Here is a 20346-nt window from a genome sequence, read left to right on the forward strand (position 1 = left end):
TAATTTGAAGAAAGCTTTTATGGGAAGGTATTCGTAATGGGAACGGAAGAAGTTAGAGGACCCAAGGCACCTAAGGATCCTATCAAGAAAAAACCATTTTTCTTTATCATGCAGGGAAAAGATATATACGGTGCACCTCAGCCAGACGGCAGAGGAATACAGTTTATTTATGAGAGTGACGGAAGACTCATAAATGCAGCCAGACTTTCTGGAAATATTACTGATGATTACATGTTAGAACTCCTTAAGACCACAGAGGGCTTTAGGAAAATGGTACACTCGATCGGAGTTAGTGTATCCAGCAGAGTTCCAGATGAAAAGGTAAGATTTGTTTTTCAGATGTATGGAGAAACACAGACAGATCCAACATCCACACAGATTACTCTGGACTTTGAAACTGATGGAATGGAAAGAATCATCAAGATGTCAGATGTTGACTGGAAGGCTTCCGACAAGGAGCCTGGCCAGATCAGATTTGAATTTCCGGAACCTGGAATTCAGGCATCTGTAGATGTTAGATTTTATTTGAATAATGGATTTGTAGCTCCAATCCAGCCTATTGATACAATGGTTGATTTTGCATCTAAGGGTTATAAGGAAATGATTGGCCGAAGCCTTATGCAAACAGGTAACACAGCAAGACTTGAAAAAGTTCTTCAGAAGGCTGGAAAGGGAGAGGACGTATGTCTTGCCTTTATAGGAGGCTCAATAACACAGGGAGCAGGTGCTATTCCCATCCATGAAAAGTGTTATCCAAGGCTTTTTGCAGAGACCTTTGAAAAGAAATACACAAATGGCGGAAAAGTTGATTTTATTAAGGCTGGTGTAGGCGGAACACCTTCTGAGCTTGGTATGTGCAGGTTTGAAAGAGATATTCTCCGCCAGGGCGCCAAGCAGCCAGACCTTATTGTAATAGAATTTGCTGTAAATGATGAAGGAGATGAAACAAAGGGCGTATGCTATGAGAGCCTTGTAAGAAAGGCCCTTGCACTTCCATGGAAGCCAGCGGTAGTTCTTTTGTTTGCAGTCTTTTCTTTTGACTGGAATCTTCAGGACAGACTCGGACCAGTAGGAGTTCGCTATGACCTTCCTATGGTCAGCATCATGGATGCAGTTACACCTCAGTTTACACTTCTTCCAAACGATGGAAGAATCATATCCAAAAACCAGTTCTTCTATGACCAGTTCCATCCTAGTAACCTTGGACACCAGGTCATGAGCGACTGCCTCATCAATCTTGTTGATGAAGTAAATGGAAAAGCTGTAAGTGAGAGCTTTAGCCTTGATGAAAAGGAACTTGATAAGATCACACCTGTCATCGGCGCTGATTTTGAGAAGGTTGAACTTGTTGATAAACATGAACTCAAGAGATTATCAAAAAAATACCACATTACTCTTATGAGTGAAGGCTCCTTTAACAGCGAAGACAAAGAACTTCAGATGGTTGAAATGGACAAGAAGATCGAGCCTGTAGCTGAGCTCCCATACAACTGGGCACATGCTAGTACAGAAAATGATCCTTTCAGATTAAAGCTCACCTGTAGCAAGCTCCTCCTCCTCTTCAAGGATTCAGGAAGCACAGCCTACGGCACAGCAGAAGTCTATGTTGATGGCAAGAAGGTTATGGATGCCGATCCACTCAAGGTTGGCTGGACTCACTGCAACGCAGTAATCCTCTTTAACGAGAAGGAATCTGCAAGTCATATTGTAGAGATTTGCATGGCTAAAGGCCACGAAGACAAGAAGTTTACTATCCTTGGATTTGGGGTAGTGGAATAATTGCGCATTAAGGATTTGAGAGAGTATTTGAGAGTATTTATAGTTCCCCGGGAGGCCTGCATTTGTTGGCTTCTCGGGGATTTTTATATGCAAGTTAGGGTAAAGTAGATTTGCATATAAGACCTCACGAAGGGCCGTGAGACTGTGGCTTATACGAAATGCTCGGCTAAGGAGGGTTTCGTGTAAGAGGGAGATTTGGAGGGCTTATACGAAAAGCGCAGCAAGCATTACTTTCGTGTAAGCTACAATTTCAGGCTCCTCAGAACACCTTATATGCAAGTTAGGGTAAAGTAGATTTGCATATAAGACCTCACGAAAGGCCAAGGAGTAGTGGCTTACATGAAACGAACGGCACAAGACGTTTTCGTATAAGTGGTAGATTTGAAGGGCTTACACGAAAAACAAGAATACCTAAAATTCATATTTGACAAAAGCCAAAATTCATTGTTATAATTCTCACCATCGTCTAAGTAATATCTTAGAAAGTGCAGTCCCATTCGGACATTCAAGCGCACTAACTCACAAATAATATTTGCAACAAGTAAGACATGGACTGGACATAATTTAGATCTAGCCGCGCCATCAGAAAGGAATCAAATTGTTAACAGAAGAACTAAATAACGAATTATCCAAACTAAGAAAAATAAGGAAGCAGGCTGAGCTTGACATTGAAAAAGCCCCCAAGGGAAAACTTCGCATCGCGCAAGCAACTAAGAGTCCAATCTATTTTTACAGAGAAAATAAGAACGATAGATTAGGAACTTATATCAAGGCATCAAATCGAGATTTAGCAAGGGCTTTAGCTCAAAAAGGCTACGCAGAGAATGTACAGAAAAACGTAAACAAACAGATAAATTTGATAGAGGATTTGCTCAAATCGTATGATACGATAAATTTGAAAACATATCATACGAAATATAATAAAGCAAGGCGTGCACTGATTTCTAGCTATGAATTGTCAGATGAAGAATATTCACAGAAGTGGTATGAAGAAACATCAGCCCAAATAGCCTATTATAATGCGCTTAAGCTACAAAACGCCGAAAATACAAACGATAATGCAATCGAGATAAAGACATTTACTACCGCCAATGGTGAAATTGTAAAGTCAAAATCAGAAGTCATTATAGCAGACACCCTCCTCAGACTGGGAATCCCCTACCAATATGAGCTTCCCTTTGAGCAAAATGGAAGAGTAGTATTCAGGCCAGATTTCACAGTACTGAATGTTAATAGTAGAAAACAAGTCTATATCGAACACTTCGGCAGAATGGACGACGAAGAGTATAGGAAATCTTTTTTCTGGAAAATGAGTAATTTCAGTAAAATGGGAATCATTCAGGGAAATAACCTGATCATGACATTCGAAGATTACGATAATTCTTTTGATATAGCTGATTATTTAAAAGACATTGAATTCATGTGCATGAGCTAATCTGATATAATCTAAGTAAACGATATTGTGACAACGAGTAAAAAGTTTAGTGGTTTCTGAATTGATATTTTCAGCATCTTACATAGACTGTTGGGGGAGCAAAGCATGCAAACATCGAAAAGAGAAAGAATAAGCTACTATCTGTATTTCTTTGGTCAAAATATGTTCTATATGATCATCGCTAGTTACATCAGTCTATTTCTACTAAATCATGGGATAAGTGAAAAGGTTGCTGCTTCCGTGATCATTGCACCTCAGATTTGGGATGTTATCAATGATATTATCTTTGGAAGAATTGTGGATAAGTGTCATTTGAGAGGCGGCAAATTCATGCCTTGGCTAAAAATATCCTGGTTTCTTATCCCACTTACTACAGTTTTTATCTTTTGCATGCCTCAGGAACTTAGTTTTTCTGCTAAGTGTGGCTGGGTTATAATAGGATATTGCCTGTGGTCTGTGGCCTACACTATGTGCGACACACCTATTTTTGCGTTGTCAACAGCAATGACTGATAAAGTTGATGAACGAAATTCCATACTCTCAATTGGCCGTGTAACAGGCACATCCGGTGCAGTTGTGGCGACTTTGGCAATTGAAAGCCTCTATATAGGCATGGGGTGGAAACTGCTATCCATATCTCTTTCTATAGTTTCAATGGCAATGATGCTTCCTATTCTCATATTTGGAAAAGAAAGATCTCAGGTGCAAACAAAATCTCCAACAGCAAAAGAAATGCTTAGAGCGCTTTCTGGAAATAAATATCTTATTATTTTTTACATAGCTTTTTTCCTGGTTGGACTCACAAATACAGTGCAGACGGTTATTCCAACATTTGCGCAGTATGTTTTGGGGAATACGGAAAAAGGGACACTTCTTCTTGCTATGGCAATAATTCCGGCAATTGTGGTTGCTGCATTTATTCCTGTGCTCTCCAAAAAGATAGACAAATTCTGGCTCTATATTGCATGTCTTGCGATATTTGTTTTTTCCTCAGTAATTCAGTTTTTTATGGGATATGGCAGCTTTGTTGCACTTAGTATTACCATGGCACTTCGAGGAGTTGGACTTGTTGGATATAACGTTCTAGTGTATATGTTTACTCCAGATTGCGTGGAATATGGTCAGTATGTAACGGGCGTAAGGCAGGAGGGCATAACATTTTCCATCCAGACTTGTGTTACCAAATTGTCAGCGGCTCTTATGAGCAGTATATCGTTACTTCTTTTAGCCCTGTTTGGTTTCAAGGCAATTAACGCAGATGCTGTTACAGGAATCGTTGATGAAACAGGTGCATATGGCTGCTGGAATGTGCTAACATGGATTAGTGCAATCGGACCTGTTTTTGCCATCGTTATCTTGGTGCTTGGATATAAGTTAAGAGATAATAGCGTGAGCCTTATGGCTCTATGCAACAATGGCGAGATTACTAGACAGGAATGTGACCTCAGAATTTCAGAATTATCTAGAAAAGGCTAAAAATTCTAATTGCCCAATTCTGTTTGAATCGGAGTGTGATTGCAACAAACGATAAAACCTAAGAAAGAGATAATAATGAGTTCTAATCCATCAATAGATTTTTTGGAAATGTTAAAAGCTGGGGGTTCTAAGGGACAGGCAGCAGGAAGCACTACAAGAGGATCAATGAGAGCAAATAGTACTAACGGTTCAAGTAAAGCCCTAGAAAAGGCTACACCAGAAGTAAAATATAAACTACAAAACAAGAATTGCAAGGGCCTTTCGCCTAAAACTTCGAAATCTGCTATAGCCAGCAGATTTGCTGTAATAGACACAGAGACTAACTGGCGAGACCAGGTAATGTCAATAGGAGTAGCTATTGCAGATGCCACGACCTTTAAGTGCATAGATTGCCTGTATTACATCATTGACCCTGAATATAGATCAGGAGGAATGTATTCTGGGGTATTGCATTATCATGTAAAAAGAAATATATGTGAAGCCCCACTTAACTATAGAGAGTCAGGCAAGCCATCAAGTGAGGAACTTCTCTTATCTACAGAAGAACATGTAGTATCTCGTAAAGAAGCTCTTCAAGCTATAAAAAGCTATCTGCAAGAGATGGGAATCGGCAGTATTTACGCTTACAATGGCAAGTTTGATCTTTGCCATTTGCCTGAGCTTGGTAGCTTTGAATGGTACGATATCATGAGGCTTGCAGCCTACAAGCAGCATAACAGGGCTATTGATGATTCCCTCCCATGTTGCAAGACTGGTCGACTTAAGTCCAATTACGGCGTTGAGCCCATTACAAGAATGTTGTCAGGCAACATGCGGTACTGCGAAGTCCACAATGCTGTGTATGACGCAGTTGATGAACTCAGAATAATTGAGCTTTTGGGCCGAAGCCTGGAAGAATATGAAGTTGCGAAGATAAACTAGTGACAAATTTATAGGCTTATCAGAACACCTTACATGCAAGTTAGGGTACAGTAAATTTGCATATAAGGCTCTATGAGTAGCCACAGGCATATGGCTTACATGAAAATGCAAATATCAAAGATTGCGTATAAGCCGCCGAATTATGCGGCTTACATGAAATAACCAAAATATAAGTTTGCATATAAAAGCTGGTAGTCCGAAACAAATAGCTATTCGCCGAACTCTTATATGCAAGCTAGGGTACAGTAGATTTGCATATAAGGTTCCACGAAAGGCCGAGGAACAACGGCTTATATGAAAATCATGATAAGCACAGTTTAGTGTAAAACATAGATCATGAAGTCTTACACGAAAAAGGCAAGAAAGGTATTTTTATGAGTATTAGCAAGAACATCATTGATACCACTGATACTAATGGCCTCACAAAAGCTGTCCAATCCTACATAAAGAAAAAATACAACATTTCCCCGGAACACCCCTGGCATCAGTACCCGGATTATGCTACATTCAAGGAGTTGTATTCACAGAAATGGTTTGCCATAATAATGTCAGTTTCAGGAAAAAAGCTGGGGCTACCAACCGACGACGAAATACCAATCATCAATGTCAAGGCAGATCCGGAGATCATAATGATGATGGGGCGGACGCCAGGCTTTATGCCAGGCTACCATATGAACAAGCGCAACTGGCTGACAATTCTTCTGGATGGAACAGTAGAGCTGGAACAAGTCACAGCACGGATTGATGACAGCTACAAGATGATTGCAGATACCCCAACACGCCGCATATATGAGGCAGTTAAAAAGATTCCTAAGGGGAAAGTTGCAACCTATGGGCAGGTAGCAGAGATGGCGGGAGATAGGAAAATGGCAAGAGTCGTTGGCAATGCACTTCACAAGAATCCTGATCACGACAGTATTCCCTGTCACCGTGTGGTCAACTCTAAAGGCGAATTAGCAGAAGCCTTTTTGTTTGGCGGCGTGAACATGCAGGAGAAATTCCTGTATGAGGAAGGTGTAACAGTCATAAATGGCAAGGTAGACCTAAAGCGTTTTGGTATGAAGTAATAACGGAGAAAACATGAGCGAACAATTTTCAAGAACAGAGCTTCTTCTGGGTGAAGAAGCAGCAAATAAACTTTCAAATAAAAGAGTTGCAGTTTTCGGCGTAGGCGGCGTAGGCGGATTTGTCTGTGAAGCCCTGGTCCGTGCTGGGATTGGTGAAATAGATATTTGCGACGATGACACAGTAGCTCTTTCAAACCTGAACAGGCAGATCATTGCTCTTCACAGCACATTAGGGAAAAGCAAGGTTGAAGTCATGAAAGAACGCCTTTTGGACATCAACCCAGAACTTAAAGTCAACGTCCATCAGTGCTTCTTTTTGCCAGAGAACTCAGACCAGTTCCCCTTTGAGGACTACGACTATGTGATTGATGCGGTGGACACTGTGACTGCCAAGATTGAGATTATCATGAAGGCAAAAGAAAAAGATGTTCCAGTCATGAGCTCAATGGGAGCCGGAAACAAGTTAGATCCAACAAGATTTAAGGTGGCTGATATCTACAAGACTAACGTAGACCCTCTGGCTAAGGTAATGCGAAGAGAACTCAAAAAAAGAGGAGTCAAAAAATTAAAGGTTGTGTATTCTGAAGAAGAGCCAATAAAGCCTGAATCCAAAGATAGTACCAGTAACATAAGCACTCCGCACCCTCGTCGCAGCACCCCGGGAAGCGTATCATTTGTTCCATCAGTTGCAGGACTCATCATTGCATCTGAGGTTGTAAAGGACCTGATTTCAAATTGAAAAATGGATGGAACATTTCTTCCATCCAAAAATTTCATTCATATCACAAGAAGTCATAGCTGTGTTCCTTTTTTCTATCATTCTAATTTCATTCACCATTTCACATTGCGCCAAATGCAACAATTCAAGGCGGATTGCCAGCCGATAGATTGCGCGAGTACACAATAAAATATATAATAACGATTAGAAGAAAATGAAATTCTGTCAGAGGGGAAAGCACATGAAAACTGATAAGTTCGTTATTATTTCATGCGTAATATCTTTAGCAATTTCCATAGGAATGATATTCATTTTTGATCAGGAACGCTTCCGTATAGATATCAGAGAAATCAGCAGTTTTGGCAACAGCATCATTTGTGAAAACATGAGTAGCCAGGAGCAAAAAGCCATAGCTGACATTGATTATGATATTGAGAATTGCGAGAAAACAAAAGACGGAGGCTTATTAGTAGCTGGATGGTTTATCGAAAAAGGAATCACGTATCCGTTTGAAAATCATGGCTTGGAGTGGTACGGCGAATCTGTTTATAACAACTATAATTTGTGTATTTTAGACGGTGAGAAAGTATATATATTTCCGACAAAACTCTTTGAGCGCGAGGACGTAACTGAAGAAATTAACGACGGAATTGATTATGGCAAATGCGGATTCAAAACCTATATAGCTGCAGGCTATGCAGATAAATATGAAAAGGCAAATATAGGTATTCTTGTTAAAAATCCTTATGGTGGTGAAAAAATATATGCAGTTAGTAAGCAAAGACAAAAAACACTTAATTAAGGCATGCCCATACGTATTTGTATTTATAGTGGCTTTTCTTTTAAGCTGCTATATCAATACTGAGATGGACGATCTGATTTTAAAGGATGCTATAAATAAATATGGCAATGTCTTTGAATGGGCCAGGTTTTATGGGAACAACTGGGGCGGAAGGATTTTGTCCCAGGGAATTCTGGTACTTCTTTTACAATTACCGGATATCTTTTTCCAGATTATCAACGCGTTTATGTGGATGCTACTAATAGTCTACATAGTTAAGATATTTGACTATAAGCAGCTGTTAAAAAAAGATGTGGCCCTTATCCTGTTTTTCTTTATGATGCTGATCTTGCTCCCTTCAAGTGTTTTGAGATGGACTGTTTTTTGGAAAAGTGCGAGTGTGTCTTATATATGGGGAACAAGCACTGCTCTTGTAACAATGTGGCCTTACGTAAAGCTATCTTTTAATGATGTTCCAACTGTTAAAGATTGGGTGCTTGCGTTCGTATGCTGCATTTATGCTTCAAATTATGAGCAGATAGCAGTTTTATTGTGCGCAGGAATGTTATTATTGCTACTATATAGTGCATTTTCTAATAAGAATAAGCTGCCTTTTAAATCCTTAGTCTTAGGAAGCGTGCTATTACTATTTTCAATTGGTTTCACCGCTTTCTTTCTTGCAATGCCAGGAAATACGGCTCGGCTTACATCAGAAATAATCCAGTGGTACCCAAATTTCAAAATGTATAGTGTATTTGATAAAGCCTCTACCGGCATAAATTATGCTCTTGGTGAAAGCGAAAAAAGAATCGCATTTCTCTACCTGGCATTAGCTTTTATCGTATTGGTGGTCAATTTAAAGCGAAATAGCAGACTCATGAAGGTTTTATCAGCTATCTGTTTTGTCTTTTACCTTTTTAATTTTATCCACCGCATTGGTGATAGCTTAAATGGTACCTTTTATATGTTATCAAGACTTTTTGCACTTGCTGATTTTGAGGCTGCTGATTTTGTAATAACTGGCAAAAGAGCTATGGCAGAATGCGTAAATATTGTCATGATCTGCTTTTTAGGATCAAGCCTATGTGTATTAGAAGAGAATAAATTTGACATGACAATTTTTATAGCTTTCTTTGGTGGGCTGGCGACTATGGCAATGATGGGATTTTCTCCAACCATATATGCAAGTGGACATCGCTCAATGTTTATATGTTTTCTGTTAATGCTGTGCAGCCTGTTTAAAAGCTCTTTAGTGATAGCCAGGCGTTATATGTGACTATCAGATTTGTTTATTTTACGGTTCGCCATAATACTCTCATAATATATTTGTAAGCTAATTGCGTAATGAAATTCATGTTTTTTTAGACCAATTGGTTACGCAGCATTTTACTATGAGGGGTTATAATGGCGAACATTTTATTTTTTGGTGATTCAAATACATGGGGGCTTATTCCGGGAACTATGGAGAGATACCCTTGGGGCACAAGGTGGACAAGCCTTGTGCAGCAGGCACTTCCAGAGAATCGGATCATTGAAGATGGTCTATGCGGGAGGACAACAATCTTTGAAGATGCGCTGAGGCCCTTTAGAAGAGGCGCAGAAACACTGAGACTTTCTCTTGAGAGCAATTATCCACTGGATGCGGCAGTTATCATGCTAGGCACAAACGATTGCAAAAAGGTTTTTAATGCCAGCTCTTTTGTCATAGGAAAGGGCCTTGAAATGTGCCTGGATGAACTTGAGAAATTCCTCAAACCTCAGAATATCCTAGTGGTCTCTCCAATTGCTCTGGGAAAAGAGGTATGGCTTCCGGAAAAAGATCATGAGTTTGACAAGACTTCTATAGAAGTCAGCAGACAGCTAAAAGCTGTGTATAAGCAGATCGCAGCAAGGCGTGGAACGCATTTTCTTGCGGCATCAGATTTTGCTGAGCCAAGTCCCGTAGATGATGAGCATCTTAACGAGATGGGGCATCAGGCCTTAGCAACAGCAATGATAGATAAACTAGAAGAAATAGGATTTGTTAAGAAAAGCCATGCGCAGTAACACGCATGGCTTTTCTTAAACATATTTATTTTTTACTCAAGGCCCATTATTTCGCCGTAGACCATTACTGCATTTCTAACACACTCTTCACATGGGCAAAGAGGCTTTCCATCAGTGACTGTTTTAAGATCCTTACATCTAAGTGCGCCACATCTTCTTGCAAACTCTTCCTGAATCTGCTTGGTTTTACCAAGGGTACCCTGTCCCTGAGTTTTAAGACCGGTTATCATACCTGCGCCTATCAGTGCACCACAGGTAGCTTCCAGATTGCCCATTCCTGCGCAGAAACCTGCAGTAAGCTGCTGCAACTGCTCCTCAGACAGGCTTGTTTCATCAGCCAGTGCAACTGCTACTGACTGTGCACAGTTGAACTTGCTTGAAGTCTTTAATTCTACTGCCTTATTAGCTCTTTCATTTAATGTCATTTTTTCTCCGTACCTTTCTTTTCTTTGATCTTACATATGCCTTGTGTCATTGTCCCCATAGGACAGAAAGTGCACCAGGTTCGCTCCTTATACAGTACCATCACAATAAGACCTATTAGAGTTGAGGTTAACATAAGGCTGTAGAACCCAAAGCCAAACTGTGCCACCCAATCAGGGAAGATACTACCATTATACGCCCACTTCCACGGAACTTTAAACGTCCAAAAGAGCTTTATCGCCTTTTTAAGTGTCCCTGCTCCTGAGAAGACCAGATAGGTTTGGAAGATCATGGTTCCAAACATGGTAAGGAAAAAGATTAAAAAGCCATATCGAAACCACTTTGAAGATAGCCACTTTGGCGCAGGCTTTCTCCTGGAACATTTAGCTTTCCTTCCCAGAACCCAGAATAACTGACCTCTTCCGCACATATGATTGCAGAACCACTTATTTCCAAATACTGCCGCAAATACCAGTGGCAATATAAAATCTATCATGCCAAGCCATGCAAATAGAATGTTAAAAAAGCCTAATGCAAAATACACAATTGACCATATCCACAGGTAATCATACCAGTGCTTTTTCTTACTTGATGCCATAACGCCTCCCAAAATTATCTGTTTTCTACTTTTATAGTGCCAGCAGGGCAGGCCTTTTCACACATGCCACATCCAACACATTTTGCCTCATCTACAAGGGCATAACAGCCTCTATAGATCTGTATTGCTTCTCTTGGACATTGCAGAGCGCAGACGCCGCAAGCCACGCATCTACTAATGTCATTAATTGCCTTTTTCATAATAATCTCCTTGAAAGATTTTTATTGCTTTCTTTGCTTGACGATCCTATTATAGGTGGTATAAAAAGTATATCAAGTACGCAAAAAATATATACCTAGTAAGGAAAACTATACCATGAGTAAAATAGCCAAAAAAGAGCCATTGTGTGAAGATATTGCGGGTAAGGGATGCGGACTTAAGAAAGTCCTGGACATTGTCGGAGGAAAATGGAAGATAATGATCCTTTGTGTTATCGACAACAGAGAAGTGGTGCGATATGGAGAACTGAATCGCGCAGTAAGTGGAATAACAAATACCATGCTTGCTACTTCATTAAAAGAGTTAGAGGCAGACGGCCTTGTTGAGAGAAAGCAGTATGATGAGATGCCTGTCCGCGTAGAATACAATCTTACCTCAAAGGCCAAGAGCCTTATACCTATTCTTTTGCAGATGAAAAAGTGGGGCGAAGACAATTTATGATATGAAAAAACCTGCCACCCAAATCAAAGTGGCAGGTATACTTTTGTATATTGCAAAGCTTCTAGTAATGCAGCAATTACGCAAGTGCATTAGCAAGATCTGCGATAAGGTCATTCTTGTCCTCAAGACCACAGCTGATTCTGATAAGTCCTGCAGGGATTCCTGCTGCAGCAAGCTGCTCGTCAGTCATCTGGCGGTGTGTAGAAGTTGCAGGATTCAGGCAGCAGCTTCTAGCGTCAGCTACGTGAGTTTCAATCGCAAATACCTTGAGCTTCTTCATAAACTTCTCGGCAGCAGCTCTTCCGCCTTCAAGCTCAAATGAAACTACGCCGCAACCTCCATTTGGAAGGTATTTCTTGGCAAGTTCATAGTATTTATCTCCCTCAAGACCAGGATAATTAACCTTGACTACACCAGGCTGTTCCTGAAGAAACTTGGCAACAGCAAGTCCGTTCTCTACATGTTTTGGCATGCGGACATGTAGTGATTCAAGGCCAAGATTTAATATGAAGGCGTTCTGAGGTGACTGAATGCAGCCAAAGTCTCTCATAAGCTGGGCTGTACACTTAGTGATGAAAGCTCCCTCTTTTCCGAATTTCTCTGCGTATGTAATTCCGTGATAGGAATCATCTGGAGTGCACAGACCTGGGAACTTGTCTGCATGAGCCATCCAGTCAAATTTACCGGAGTCAACAATAGCTCCGCCAACAGCAGCGCCGTGTCCATCCATGTACTTGGTAGTTGAATGAGTTACGATATCTGCCCCCCACTCAATAGGCCTGCAGTTTACAGGTGTTGGGAAAGTGTTATCCACAACAAGTGGAACGCCATGTGCGTGTGCAACCTTGGCAAATTTCTCAATATCAAGAACAGTAAGAGCAGGGTTTGCGATAGTCTCACCAAACATAGCTCTTGTATTATCTTTAAATGCTGCATTGAGCTCATCTTCTGATGCATCTGGTGATACAAATGTTACCTCTATACCCATTTTAGCCATTGTTACAGCAATAAGGTTGAAGGTTCCACCATAGATTGAAGATGAAGCTACGATGTGGCTTCCGCACTCACAGATATTGAACAGGGCAAAAAAGTTCGCTGCCTGTCCGGAAGATGTCAGCATTGCTGCGCTTCCCCCTTCAAGAGCTGCAATCTTGGCAGCCACATGATCATTTGTTGGATTCTGAAGTCTTGTGTAGAAATATCCTGAAGCCTCAAGGTCAAAGAGCTTACCCATATCTTCACTTGTATCATATTTGAAAGTTGTGGACTGGATTATTGGAATCTGACGAGGCTCGCCGTTTCCTGGTGTGTAGCCAGCCTGTACACATTTTGTACCGATATTCTGATTGCTCATTGTAATTCTCCTATATCTCTTTTTATAGATCGATATGAATCCTGCAAAAGAGCTACATCTGCATATAATTTCACATCCATATAACAATAACACATTTGAAGAAATTTCGACACACTTTATTGAGGTAAAGGAATAAAAGTGGGACAAAAAGAGGCTGACTGTTGTTATAATACTAGAACATGATTTAAGTGATGGAATTAGGTAGAAAATACATGAAAGCTAAATCTAAGATTATAGTTACAACTATTCTGGTTGCAATGGTGCTAGTGGCAGCATTTATCTACGTTACTGTGACAGATGAATTTTTTATTTGGAGGAAAGAGGTATGTCATATGAGACCTGGGCGGATATAGGCTCAGCTAAGAATCAGGTATTCAAGTCGGATTCTGAAACCTGGAGTAAAGTAAGCAAGGCATATGCTAGTGAGGAAATGACCAAGCTTACTAGAAACTATACTAGTTTTAAAAGTTACATTGCTGCTGCAAATAAAGCCATACGTGATGCAGCTATAGAGGGAATTAGCGAAATAGAAGAAATTGATTCAAGCAAAGTTTTTCGCCTAAATACCAGGTTGACGAAACTACAGAATTTTGCTCAAAAGATACATGGGGATGCAACAACACTCATAGATGATCCTTTTAAGGAAAGTATTGAAACGCTTCTGACTGCGGTCAAAGCGCATAGTAGCATTAAGGTTTCCGTCGGAAATGGATCGGTTGATTTAAGTACAGCGGAGAATGAAGGAGAATTATATTCAGCGATAGTTACCATCATGGAATATGGAGAAAAAGATGATGTCGAGAAGTTCTTTGAGGATTATGAAAACAGTCCTTATTACGATCCGGATGAATACGAGAAACTTAGGATAGCAGAGCGAATCGCCAAAGGTGGCGCCCCATATTCTCAGGAATACATCGATAAATGGCTTGCAGATGACAACAATTACCTAGCTTATCTTACCATTATGCAGGTTATGAATCCTAATGTGGATCAGGGAATAGAGTCATTCCTTGAGAGTATGAGCAATAAGAATAAAGCATATACCTGGCTAAATCCTAACTACAAAATGACAAAAGAACAGGAAAAAGAAGCCAGAAAGATTTACTTCACCGAGCTTGGCAAAATGGATTTTGGGGATAAAGCCCAGTATACGTTGGTGTATATGAGCCGCAACACAATCTTTTATGACGATGCATATAATGCCCTTAATGAACGCCAGAAAGCTGAGTATCAAAAGTACGAAGCTTATAGTTTACTTTATGAAAAGACAGATTTCTTTGCTGCTGTGAGCAATGGCTTGAATTATTATTTTCTTGCTGTTCAGGAGTTTGGTGAAGAGGCCCTTGTAGAAATAGGATGCACGGCGCTTGAGATGGTGGGGCTTATCAATATGAATGATACCTATGAAAGGATAGAAGATGTAAGAGAAAAATATGACAGGCTGTCCTTTCAAAAAACTAATTCCGCAGTGCAGCATCCATATGGTACTATTACAGGTGAGGCAATGATGGATGCGGGATTGAACTTCGCCACTATGGGATTGTTTAGTGAATATACTGTAGCAACGCAATCAAGCAAGCTTGCAGCATTTATGGCTGGACAGTACACTCAGTTTTTCCAGGATGCAACCCTTCGTTATATGCCAACATATCTTGAATATGCTTCAGACGGAGTTGTGACAGATGCGGAGTATAAGGCCCTGGGTCAGGATATGCTGCTGGGAACCCTTGGGAATCTGGCATTTGCTCCAGTCGATATAGCGACTTATAACAACTACAGAAGATATGCAAATTATGATGTTGTAGAGCCTACGAAACCAAAGCCAGGAGTTGTAGATATAGAACCCAAAAAGGCAAAGGTGGGAGAGATTGAAATAGATCCTAAAAAGCCGGGAATGATTGATGTAGAGCCTGCAAATCCAAGCAGCTATAAAGAAGTTAATGTTCATGGTAAAATTAACACTGAGCTAGATGAGGTTGATTTAAAAAATGGAATAATATATGAAGATAAATCAGCAGGAAAGCTTTATATGGAAAATCCAGATTTCCCTCAAACCGAGCAACAGTGGGCATATAAACAGATTTATAAAAAGGGATCTAATAGAATTAAAGCTATTTCACAGCCAGAGTATTGGTTATCTATCGTTGGAAGCGAAGACTGCCCAAGCGTAGAGTCATTAAAATCAATAAAGAAATATGTATTTAGAATTGATGCAGATACTCCTGCTCTTAGGGAAGAAGTTGAGAAATGTTTAAATATGCTGAGAAAAGAATATCCAGAGTATTCTTTTGATGTTATATATGGAGGAAAATAAAAATGTCAGTAGGATTATATAAATATGATGGAGATATGTACGCAGGAGCAGATGAGATTATGAGTGTTGGTATAGCCTCACAGAGACTATATGACACTTATTTGGAGCCTGCTATAGAGGAATTAGGAATTCATTTTTTTCAGGATGGAGCAGAAATAAGGTTAAAAGATGTAGATACTGCTCTTAAAGAGGTCGAAAGCTTAATTGCTTGGGTGGAAGAAAACGTTTCTGGTGATGATAAGGAGCATCTTCTTTCTAACCTCAAAGAAGGTAAGGAGGCCATCGCAGCTAACTTGGAAAATGAAGATGATGTTCTTTATATTTTCTAAAATGTGACTGTAATTAGGAAACAACAAAAATGATTGAAATACAGGCATGGTTGACCATATGGGCAACCCACTTGAACGAAGATGTTCATACAGAGATAAATGAAGAAGAGATTTATGCTAAGGTTGAGCAGATAGTTTCAAACTTGAAATATAATAAGGTTGATATTATCAAAAGAAATGGGCCGCAGACGATTCATATGACTTTATGTGATAATCGTAAGACAGAAAAGTCAGAAGAATTGATTGCCGCCTTTAATGAGATTGCTGAAGTTGCTACAGGAAGTTATGGAATGCTGTATTATTGGGATGATGAAGATCCTGAGAAATATGATGATTTCCAGGTGCTTGTGGCACGAAAGGGAAAGACAGAGTGGAAGAAGGATGAGTATCTTTCTCCGCAATCAACTATGATTTTTGATGATTTAGGATGAGAAAATGATTTTTGAGTATTCAGAACTTAAGGAATATGTAACAGAGGATTTTGAGCGTTTTATCCAGATGGGATTCAATGAGAAGCAGGTTTTTCCTGCTGTTTTAAACGAATATGAGCATGGAGAAGATTTTTCTTTAACAGAGAATGTTTGTATTCATGTCACTTTGGTTTTGCTATATAAAGAAAACGGTTTGGACAATAAGGAAATTGTTAGTAAAGTTCAACAGATTATGACTCCTGAAGCAATGGCAGAGATAAAAGAATCTTTAGGTAACGAGTTTGAAGCATTCATGGATGATTTAAATAATGCCATTGGTGAGTGAAAATTATAAAGGATAGGTAGTATGTATCATAACTGTTTTATAAAAGCGGTGGACGAAGAAGAAATAACTATAGAAATTGATGGGGTAGAGCTTGTATGTTTCTGTAATGTAGGGACTACTCACGTGGCCGGAGATAAGGTAAAATGCGAGCTTTCTTTGTATGATGATTATTCTGTATGCGAATGTGATGATGAAGAATGTAGATTAGAACGTGTAGGAAAAACATATTCTTACAAGATTTATGGAATATTAGATGTAGATAATAGAATATTTAAATCCGATATAGATTTCGAAATAGATGATGATAGCATTTATGACATTTCTTATTTGGATGGAAAAATGTTCGGACTTTTGGTACAACGTATAGATATTGAAATTCTATAAATCACTTATACCTAAAATACAGATCTACTCCGCCGTCGCAAGCGACTCTTTGTTCTTATACAAATCCTCGCCTACATTTGCTTGCAATTTTATATAGTAAAATTCAGCCCTCGAGGGTATAATAAAATATGCTTGTATGGGGTTACAAGGTATGAATTTAAGCAAGTGTAAAATGGTATTTCGGGGGGATAAAATGAGAGACTATATTTACTGGCACTTACCTGGATTTAGTGTATTCCGGGATCTTAACAGCACCCTTATTGATCTAATGAGGGAGTTTCCAAACAGCTTTAATGACAATTATCGCGTAGGCAGTGTTTATGGCACTTTTCCTGGGGCAATATGGAATGGTGGCAGAACAGTTCTGGGATTTTGCCCAAAGAACGAGATTGAGCGCACTATAAAGCTCTTTAACTCCAAGCACGTTCCTGTGCGCTTTACCTGGACAAACTCTCTTATAGAGGAAAAGCACGTTTACGACACCTATTGTAACCTGATAATGCGCCTTGCAGACAACGGGGAGAATCAGGTTTTGGTCAACAGGCCTGTTTTAGAGGATTATCTTAGAAAAGAGTATCCGAATTTCAAGTTCATTTCCTCTACTACCAAGAGGATAACTGATCCTGATAAGCTCCATGAAGAGCTTGAAAAGGACTATTTCATGGTGGTTCTGGACTATGACCTGAATCATAACAGGGAAGTCTTAGAGAGCCTTGGGCCAGTGGCAGACAGGGTGGAAATTCTGGTGGATGAAATATGCTTCCCTAATTGTCCAAAGAGAATAGACCACTACAAGGATGAGTCTCTTCACCAGCTTGAATACGAGATAGCAAGGCCCTTTAACTGCCCTAACAGGCAGGAAAAGAAATCTTTTGCCGACTGCAAAGATAAGCCCGCCTTCATTAGCAGAGACCAGATGAAGGATTATATAGATCTGGGCTTTAGGAATTTTAAGGTGGTAGGAAGAGGACTTCCACAGAGTCTTGTTTTAGACTCATATATGTATTATCTGGTAAAAGAGTCAGATCAGGACTTTATCAGAAATCAAATAAACAAGCGACTTGCTGAGATTGCAGAAAAAAGAGCTGCAGCAAGAAAAAGATAAAGATACATATTTTTACTCACCATTAAGTTCGAGGTTTTTTGAAACGTAGACTTTGTAGCCGAGCCCTCGACATTCAGATTTTGCCATTTCTGCAAGAGCTTCATCTTTAGTGTATTCAAGGACATAGACTGCTTTGCCATCTGCTGCTACCTGGGAGAGATAGTCGAGGAAGTATTCTCTGTCTTCAGCAGCACTTTCGGTAAAAGTGCCCTCATCCCAGTTGATAGAGGTAAATACGCTTTCCTGATTGACACCGTCAAGGACGGGTGTAAGTGTGCCATTCTCTTCAAGGTATCTTGTGACATAGTCGTTTCCACCGTTTATGATGATCTTTCTGTTAAGTTTCTTTATTGTGGTTAGGATGGTTGTGAGACCATCATAGATTTCATCTGTAGGATACATGTAATAAATATCCGCGTTATCAATAAAGAAACCATCTACTCCGCCTCTTGCAAGAGTAGGAGCAATCTGCTGGGCAATATATTCCTGCCATTCTTCTTTGGATACGTCAATCCAATATTCTCCATCCCAGTTTTCATAAGGGGAAAGAGTTATATCTTTAAACTGATCATAATAGGGCCTAAAGTCCTCAAGGGACCCAACATTGAGATAAGAATAGATTTCTTTGTTGGTCTTATGGAGCTGATCAAGCTCCTTGCTAGTATAGTACTGGGCGTCGATTACCAGTACATCATAGTTGATATCCTCTGGCAGCTCATCATATTCAACTCCAATGTAAACTCCGTACTCGGTGTCTGTGGAAAATTCCCTTGCGCGAGCATTTTCATCGGTGTATGACGATACAGTTAAAGCATTATCTGGTTGTGATTTTGAATCTGTGGCAGTTTGCGCATCTGTGGCTGGAAATGTTGTTTTAGTTTCTTTGCTAGGAGGTGTGCTTTCCTGTCCTGCACAGGCTGTCAACATAACAAGTAATAAGACTATAGTCGAGTTTCTAATTAATCCTCTTTTCATATTGGCTCCAATCTGTAACTAGTATTTTTATAAATATACTATTTCGTATATTGTTACCTGCAATATATCAGCTTCTTATCTTTCTTAATTTCTATCAATTCCAGGCAGGTACTGCACTGCAATCCTATTCTCCGGATTTACATCCACAAGATAAAGAACTACAAGAAAAATCCACTCAAGAGGTTTCATAACAAAATAAGTTACATCGCAGGCAACCTTGTTATGCCTGATGTGGTCAGCAATTGGGAAGCCGTACTTATCGTAGAAAGCACGAACTGTCCTGTGGAAGCGTGGTGTCTTTTCTTCAAGAACGTTTTCAAAGGCGTTGGCTATCATGAGCTGTCTGTTTACGATAACGTCATGTCCGTGGCGAATGCCCTTTCTCACAGGCTTTACAATCTTTTTATGGCCGCCGGCAGCAACAGTGCACAGATAGTGCTCATCATAGTACAGGTTCTGTGGGCCCTCCTGACCTGACAAGGCCCAGTTGGTTGTCTCTGTAAAGGCTTTTATCACAGCATCTGGCTGTTGACCAAATAAAATAAGTATCAAAAGAACTATGCCAAGAAGCGGAATCATGAAGATAAAGGCGTAAAGCGGCCATTTTTCAGAGCGAAGGAGACTCTCGTTAAGCTTTTTGATGAAAGCATTTTTCCCAAAAGCGTCACTATTATGAAGTTCACATCCGTTCCATTCCATTATCTTTTCCCTAAACAGATTGAAGGTTATAAAGATCATGTTAATGGGAAGTATATAGCTAAGAGCGATGAATTTTTCAAATGCATGGTTTGAAATCTGTATGCAGCACACTATCATAAAGCCCAGCAGGATGTAGGATGCAGCCATGGACAAGACAGTAACAAGAGGTGGAACCTTTGCAGAGTCAGTTCCAGCCAGGATTATAAAGCCAATGACTCCTACAGTGCATAGAATAATAAGTGTAGGGTAACTGTTAGTCCATATAGGCTGATGAACCATTTCGTTGTACAGCTGCTCAGTCCAGGACTTTTCAAAGCTTACATCACAGAGAAACTCCAGGTTTAGCACTGTTTCTGGAACACCGACTATTGCTGTGACTGCCCAGATGATATTCCTTGCGACCTTGTTCCTGAATCTGTGGAATAGACCTATGAAGTTATAGATGCTGACTACTGGAGGAGTGATTATTAAAATCCCAATCAGAATATATGCGAATAAATCATCCATGAATATTGAAACCCACCTT

The 20346-nt window shown here is 39.9% G+C and carries 22 protein-coding genes; 16 read left to right on the forward strand and 6 right to left on the reverse strand.

Annotation, left to right across the window (positions count from 1 at the left end):
• Positions 1 to 36 precede the first annotated feature (36 nt).
• From BLO53_RS10345 to BLO53_RS10385, 9 genes are all read left to right on the forward strand, one after another.
• A complete protein-coding gene (locus BLO53_RS10345; RefSeq protein WP_092061191.1) occupies positions 37 to 1779 on the forward strand; it encodes an SGNH/GDSL hydrolase family protein in 1743 nt (580 codons plus the stop codon).
• A gap of 598 nt (positions 1780 to 2377) precedes the next feature.
• Positions 2378 to 3214 (forward strand): hypothetical protein, encoded by an 837-nt coding sequence (locus BLO53_RS10350; protein ID WP_092061193.1) that lies wholly within the window; start codon positions 2378 to 2380, stop codon positions 3212 to 3214.
• Positions 3215 to 3319: 105 nt separating this feature from the next.
• Complete coding sequence (locus BLO53_RS10355; RefSeq protein ID WP_092061195.1) at positions 3320 to 4690, forward strand: MFS transporter; 1371 nt, start codon at positions 3320 to 3322, stop codon at positions 4688 to 4690.
• Positions 4691 to 4765: 75 nt separating this feature from the next.
• Complete coding sequence (locus BLO53_RS10360; protein ID WP_242875358.1) at positions 4766 to 5611, forward strand: hypothetical protein; 846 nt, start codon at positions 4766 to 4768, stop codon at positions 5609 to 5611.
• A 374-nt stretch (positions 5612 to 5985) separates the two neighbouring features.
• Positions 5986 to 6678 carry a methylated-DNA--[protein]-cysteine S-methyltransferase gene (locus BLO53_RS10365; protein ID WP_092061197.1) on the forward strand — a complete coding sequence of 231 codons (693 nt, stop codon included), beginning with the start codon at positions 5986 to 5988 and terminating at the stop codon, positions 6676 to 6678.
• Between the two features lie 13 nt (positions 6679 to 6691).
• Complete coding sequence (locus BLO53_RS10370) at positions 6692 to 7417, forward strand: tRNA threonylcarbamoyladenosine dehydratase (RefSeq protein ID WP_092061199.1); 726 nt, start codon at positions 6692 to 6694, stop codon at positions 7415 to 7417.
• 220 nt (positions 7418 to 7637) lie between these two features.
• Positions 7638 to 8198: a hypothetical protein gene (locus BLO53_RS10375; RefSeq protein WP_092061201.1), complete on the forward strand. Its 561-nt coding sequence runs from the start codon at positions 7638 to 7640 to the stop codon at positions 8196 to 8198.
• Positions 8161 to 9453 carry a DUF6056 family protein gene (locus BLO53_RS10380; protein WP_092061203.1) on the forward strand — a complete coding sequence of 431 codons (1293 nt, stop codon included), beginning with the start codon at positions 8161 to 8163 and terminating at the stop codon, positions 9451 to 9453. Before BLO53_RS10375 ends, BLO53_RS10380 begins: the two co-directional genes overlap by 38 nt.
• Before the next feature lie 128 nt (positions 9454 to 9581).
• Positions 9582 to 10223: a GDSL-type esterase/lipase family protein gene (locus BLO53_RS10385; protein ID WP_092061205.1), complete on the forward strand. Its 642-nt coding sequence runs from the start codon at positions 9582 to 9584 to the stop codon at positions 10221 to 10223.
• 32 nt (positions 10224 to 10255) lie between these two features.
• Here the strand turns inward: BLO53_RS10385 and BLO53_RS10390 are convergent, their stop codons facing one another.
• From BLO53_RS10390 to BLO53_RS10400, 3 genes are read right to left on the reverse strand one after another with little or no spacing between them, the layout of a single operon-like run.
• A complete protein-coding gene (locus tag BLO53_RS10390; protein ID WP_092061207.1) occupies positions 10256 to 10648 on the reverse strand; it encodes a C-GCAxxG-C-C family protein in 393 nt (130 codons plus the stop codon).
• Positions 10645 to 11244, reverse strand: a complete 600-nt coding sequence (locus tag BLO53_RS10395) for a 4Fe-4S binding protein (protein ID WP_092061209.1) — start codon at positions 11242 to 11244, stop codon at positions 10645 to 10647. The genes BLO53_RS10390 and BLO53_RS10395 overlap by 4 nt, the downstream gene beginning before the upstream one ends.
• A 14-nt stretch (positions 11245 to 11258) precedes the next feature.
• Complete coding sequence (locus tag BLO53_RS10400) at positions 11259 to 11444, reverse strand: 4Fe-4S binding protein (protein ID WP_026488564.1); 186 nt, start codon at positions 11442 to 11444, stop codon at positions 11259 to 11261.
• A 115-nt stretch (positions 11445 to 11559) separates the two neighbouring features.
• Here BLO53_RS10400 and BLO53_RS10405 point away from each other — a divergent pair, with 115 nt between their 5' ends.
• Positions 11560 to 11904, forward strand: coding sequence for a winged helix-turn-helix transcriptional regulator (locus tag BLO53_RS10405; RefSeq protein ID WP_035789365.1), 345 nt, complete (start codon positions 11560 to 11562; stop codon positions 11902 to 11904).
• Between the two features lie 76 nt (positions 11905 to 11980).
• Here BLO53_RS10405 and BLO53_RS10410 read toward each other — a convergent pair whose 3' ends face one another.
• A complete protein-coding gene (locus tag BLO53_RS10410; protein WP_092061211.1) occupies positions 11981 to 13258 on the reverse strand; it encodes an O-acetylhomoserine aminocarboxypropyltransferase/cysteine synthase family protein in 1278 nt (425 codons plus the stop codon).
• A gap of 325 nt (positions 13259 to 13583) precedes the next feature.
• On the opposite strand from BLO53_RS10410, the gene BLO53_RS10415 reads away from it, so the two are divergent.
• The 6 genes from BLO53_RS10415 to BLO53_RS10440 all read left to right on the forward strand — a co-directional run bounded on the left by BLO53_RS10415 (position 13584) and on the right by BLO53_RS10440 (position 18146).
• Positions 13584 to 15572: a hypothetical protein gene (locus BLO53_RS10415; protein WP_092061213.1), complete on the forward strand. Its 1989-nt coding sequence runs from the start codon at positions 13584 to 13586 to the stop codon at positions 15570 to 15572.
• Positions 15573 to 15574: 2 nt separating this feature from the next.
• A complete protein-coding gene (locus tag BLO53_RS10420) occupies positions 15575 to 15901 on the forward strand; it encodes a hypothetical protein (RefSeq protein ID WP_092061215.1) in 327 nt (108 codons plus the stop codon).
• 29 nt (positions 15902 to 15930) lie between these two features.
• Positions 15931 to 16332: an Imm7 family immunity protein gene (locus tag BLO53_RS10425; protein WP_092061217.1), complete on the forward strand. Its 402-nt coding sequence runs from the start codon at positions 15931 to 15933 to the stop codon at positions 16330 to 16332.
• Between the two features lie 4 nt (positions 16333 to 16336).
• On the forward strand, positions 16337 to 16657 hold the full coding sequence (locus BLO53_RS10430; protein ID WP_092061219.1) for a hypothetical protein: 321 nt from the start codon (positions 16337 to 16339) through the stop codon (positions 16655 to 16657).
• Positions 16658 to 16678: 21 nt separating this feature from the next.
• The gene (locus tag BLO53_RS10435; RefSeq protein ID WP_092061221.1) at positions 16679 to 17041 is read left to right on the forward strand and encodes a hypothetical protein; all 363 of its coding nucleotides are present in this window, start codon (positions 16679 to 16681) and stop codon (positions 17039 to 17041) included.
• Between the two features lie 193 nt (positions 17042 to 17234).
• Positions 17235 to 18146 carry a hypothetical protein gene (locus BLO53_RS10440; RefSeq protein WP_092061223.1) on the forward strand — a complete coding sequence of 304 codons (912 nt, stop codon included), beginning with the start codon at positions 17235 to 17237 and terminating at the stop codon, positions 18144 to 18146.
• A 12-nt stretch (positions 18147 to 18158) separates the two neighbouring features.
• On the opposite strand, the gene BLO53_RS10445 is transcribed toward BLO53_RS10440, so the two are convergent.
• A complete protein-coding gene (locus BLO53_RS10445; RefSeq protein WP_092061225.1) occupies positions 18159 to 19121 on the reverse strand; it encodes an endo alpha-1,4 polygalactosaminidase in 963 nt (320 codons plus the stop codon).
• Positions 19122 to 19205: 84 nt separating this feature from the next.
• On the reverse strand, positions 19206 to 20327 hold the full coding sequence (locus BLO53_RS10450; protein WP_092061227.1) for a DUF6688 domain-containing protein: 1122 nt from the start codon (positions 20325 to 20327) through the stop codon (positions 19206 to 19208).
• Positions 20328 to 20346 lie beyond the last annotated feature (19 nt).

The organism is Butyrivibrio sp. INlla14, assembly GCF_900102515.1.
Lineage (GTDB): Bacteria > Bacillota > Clostridia > Lachnospirales > Lachnospiraceae > Butyrivibrio.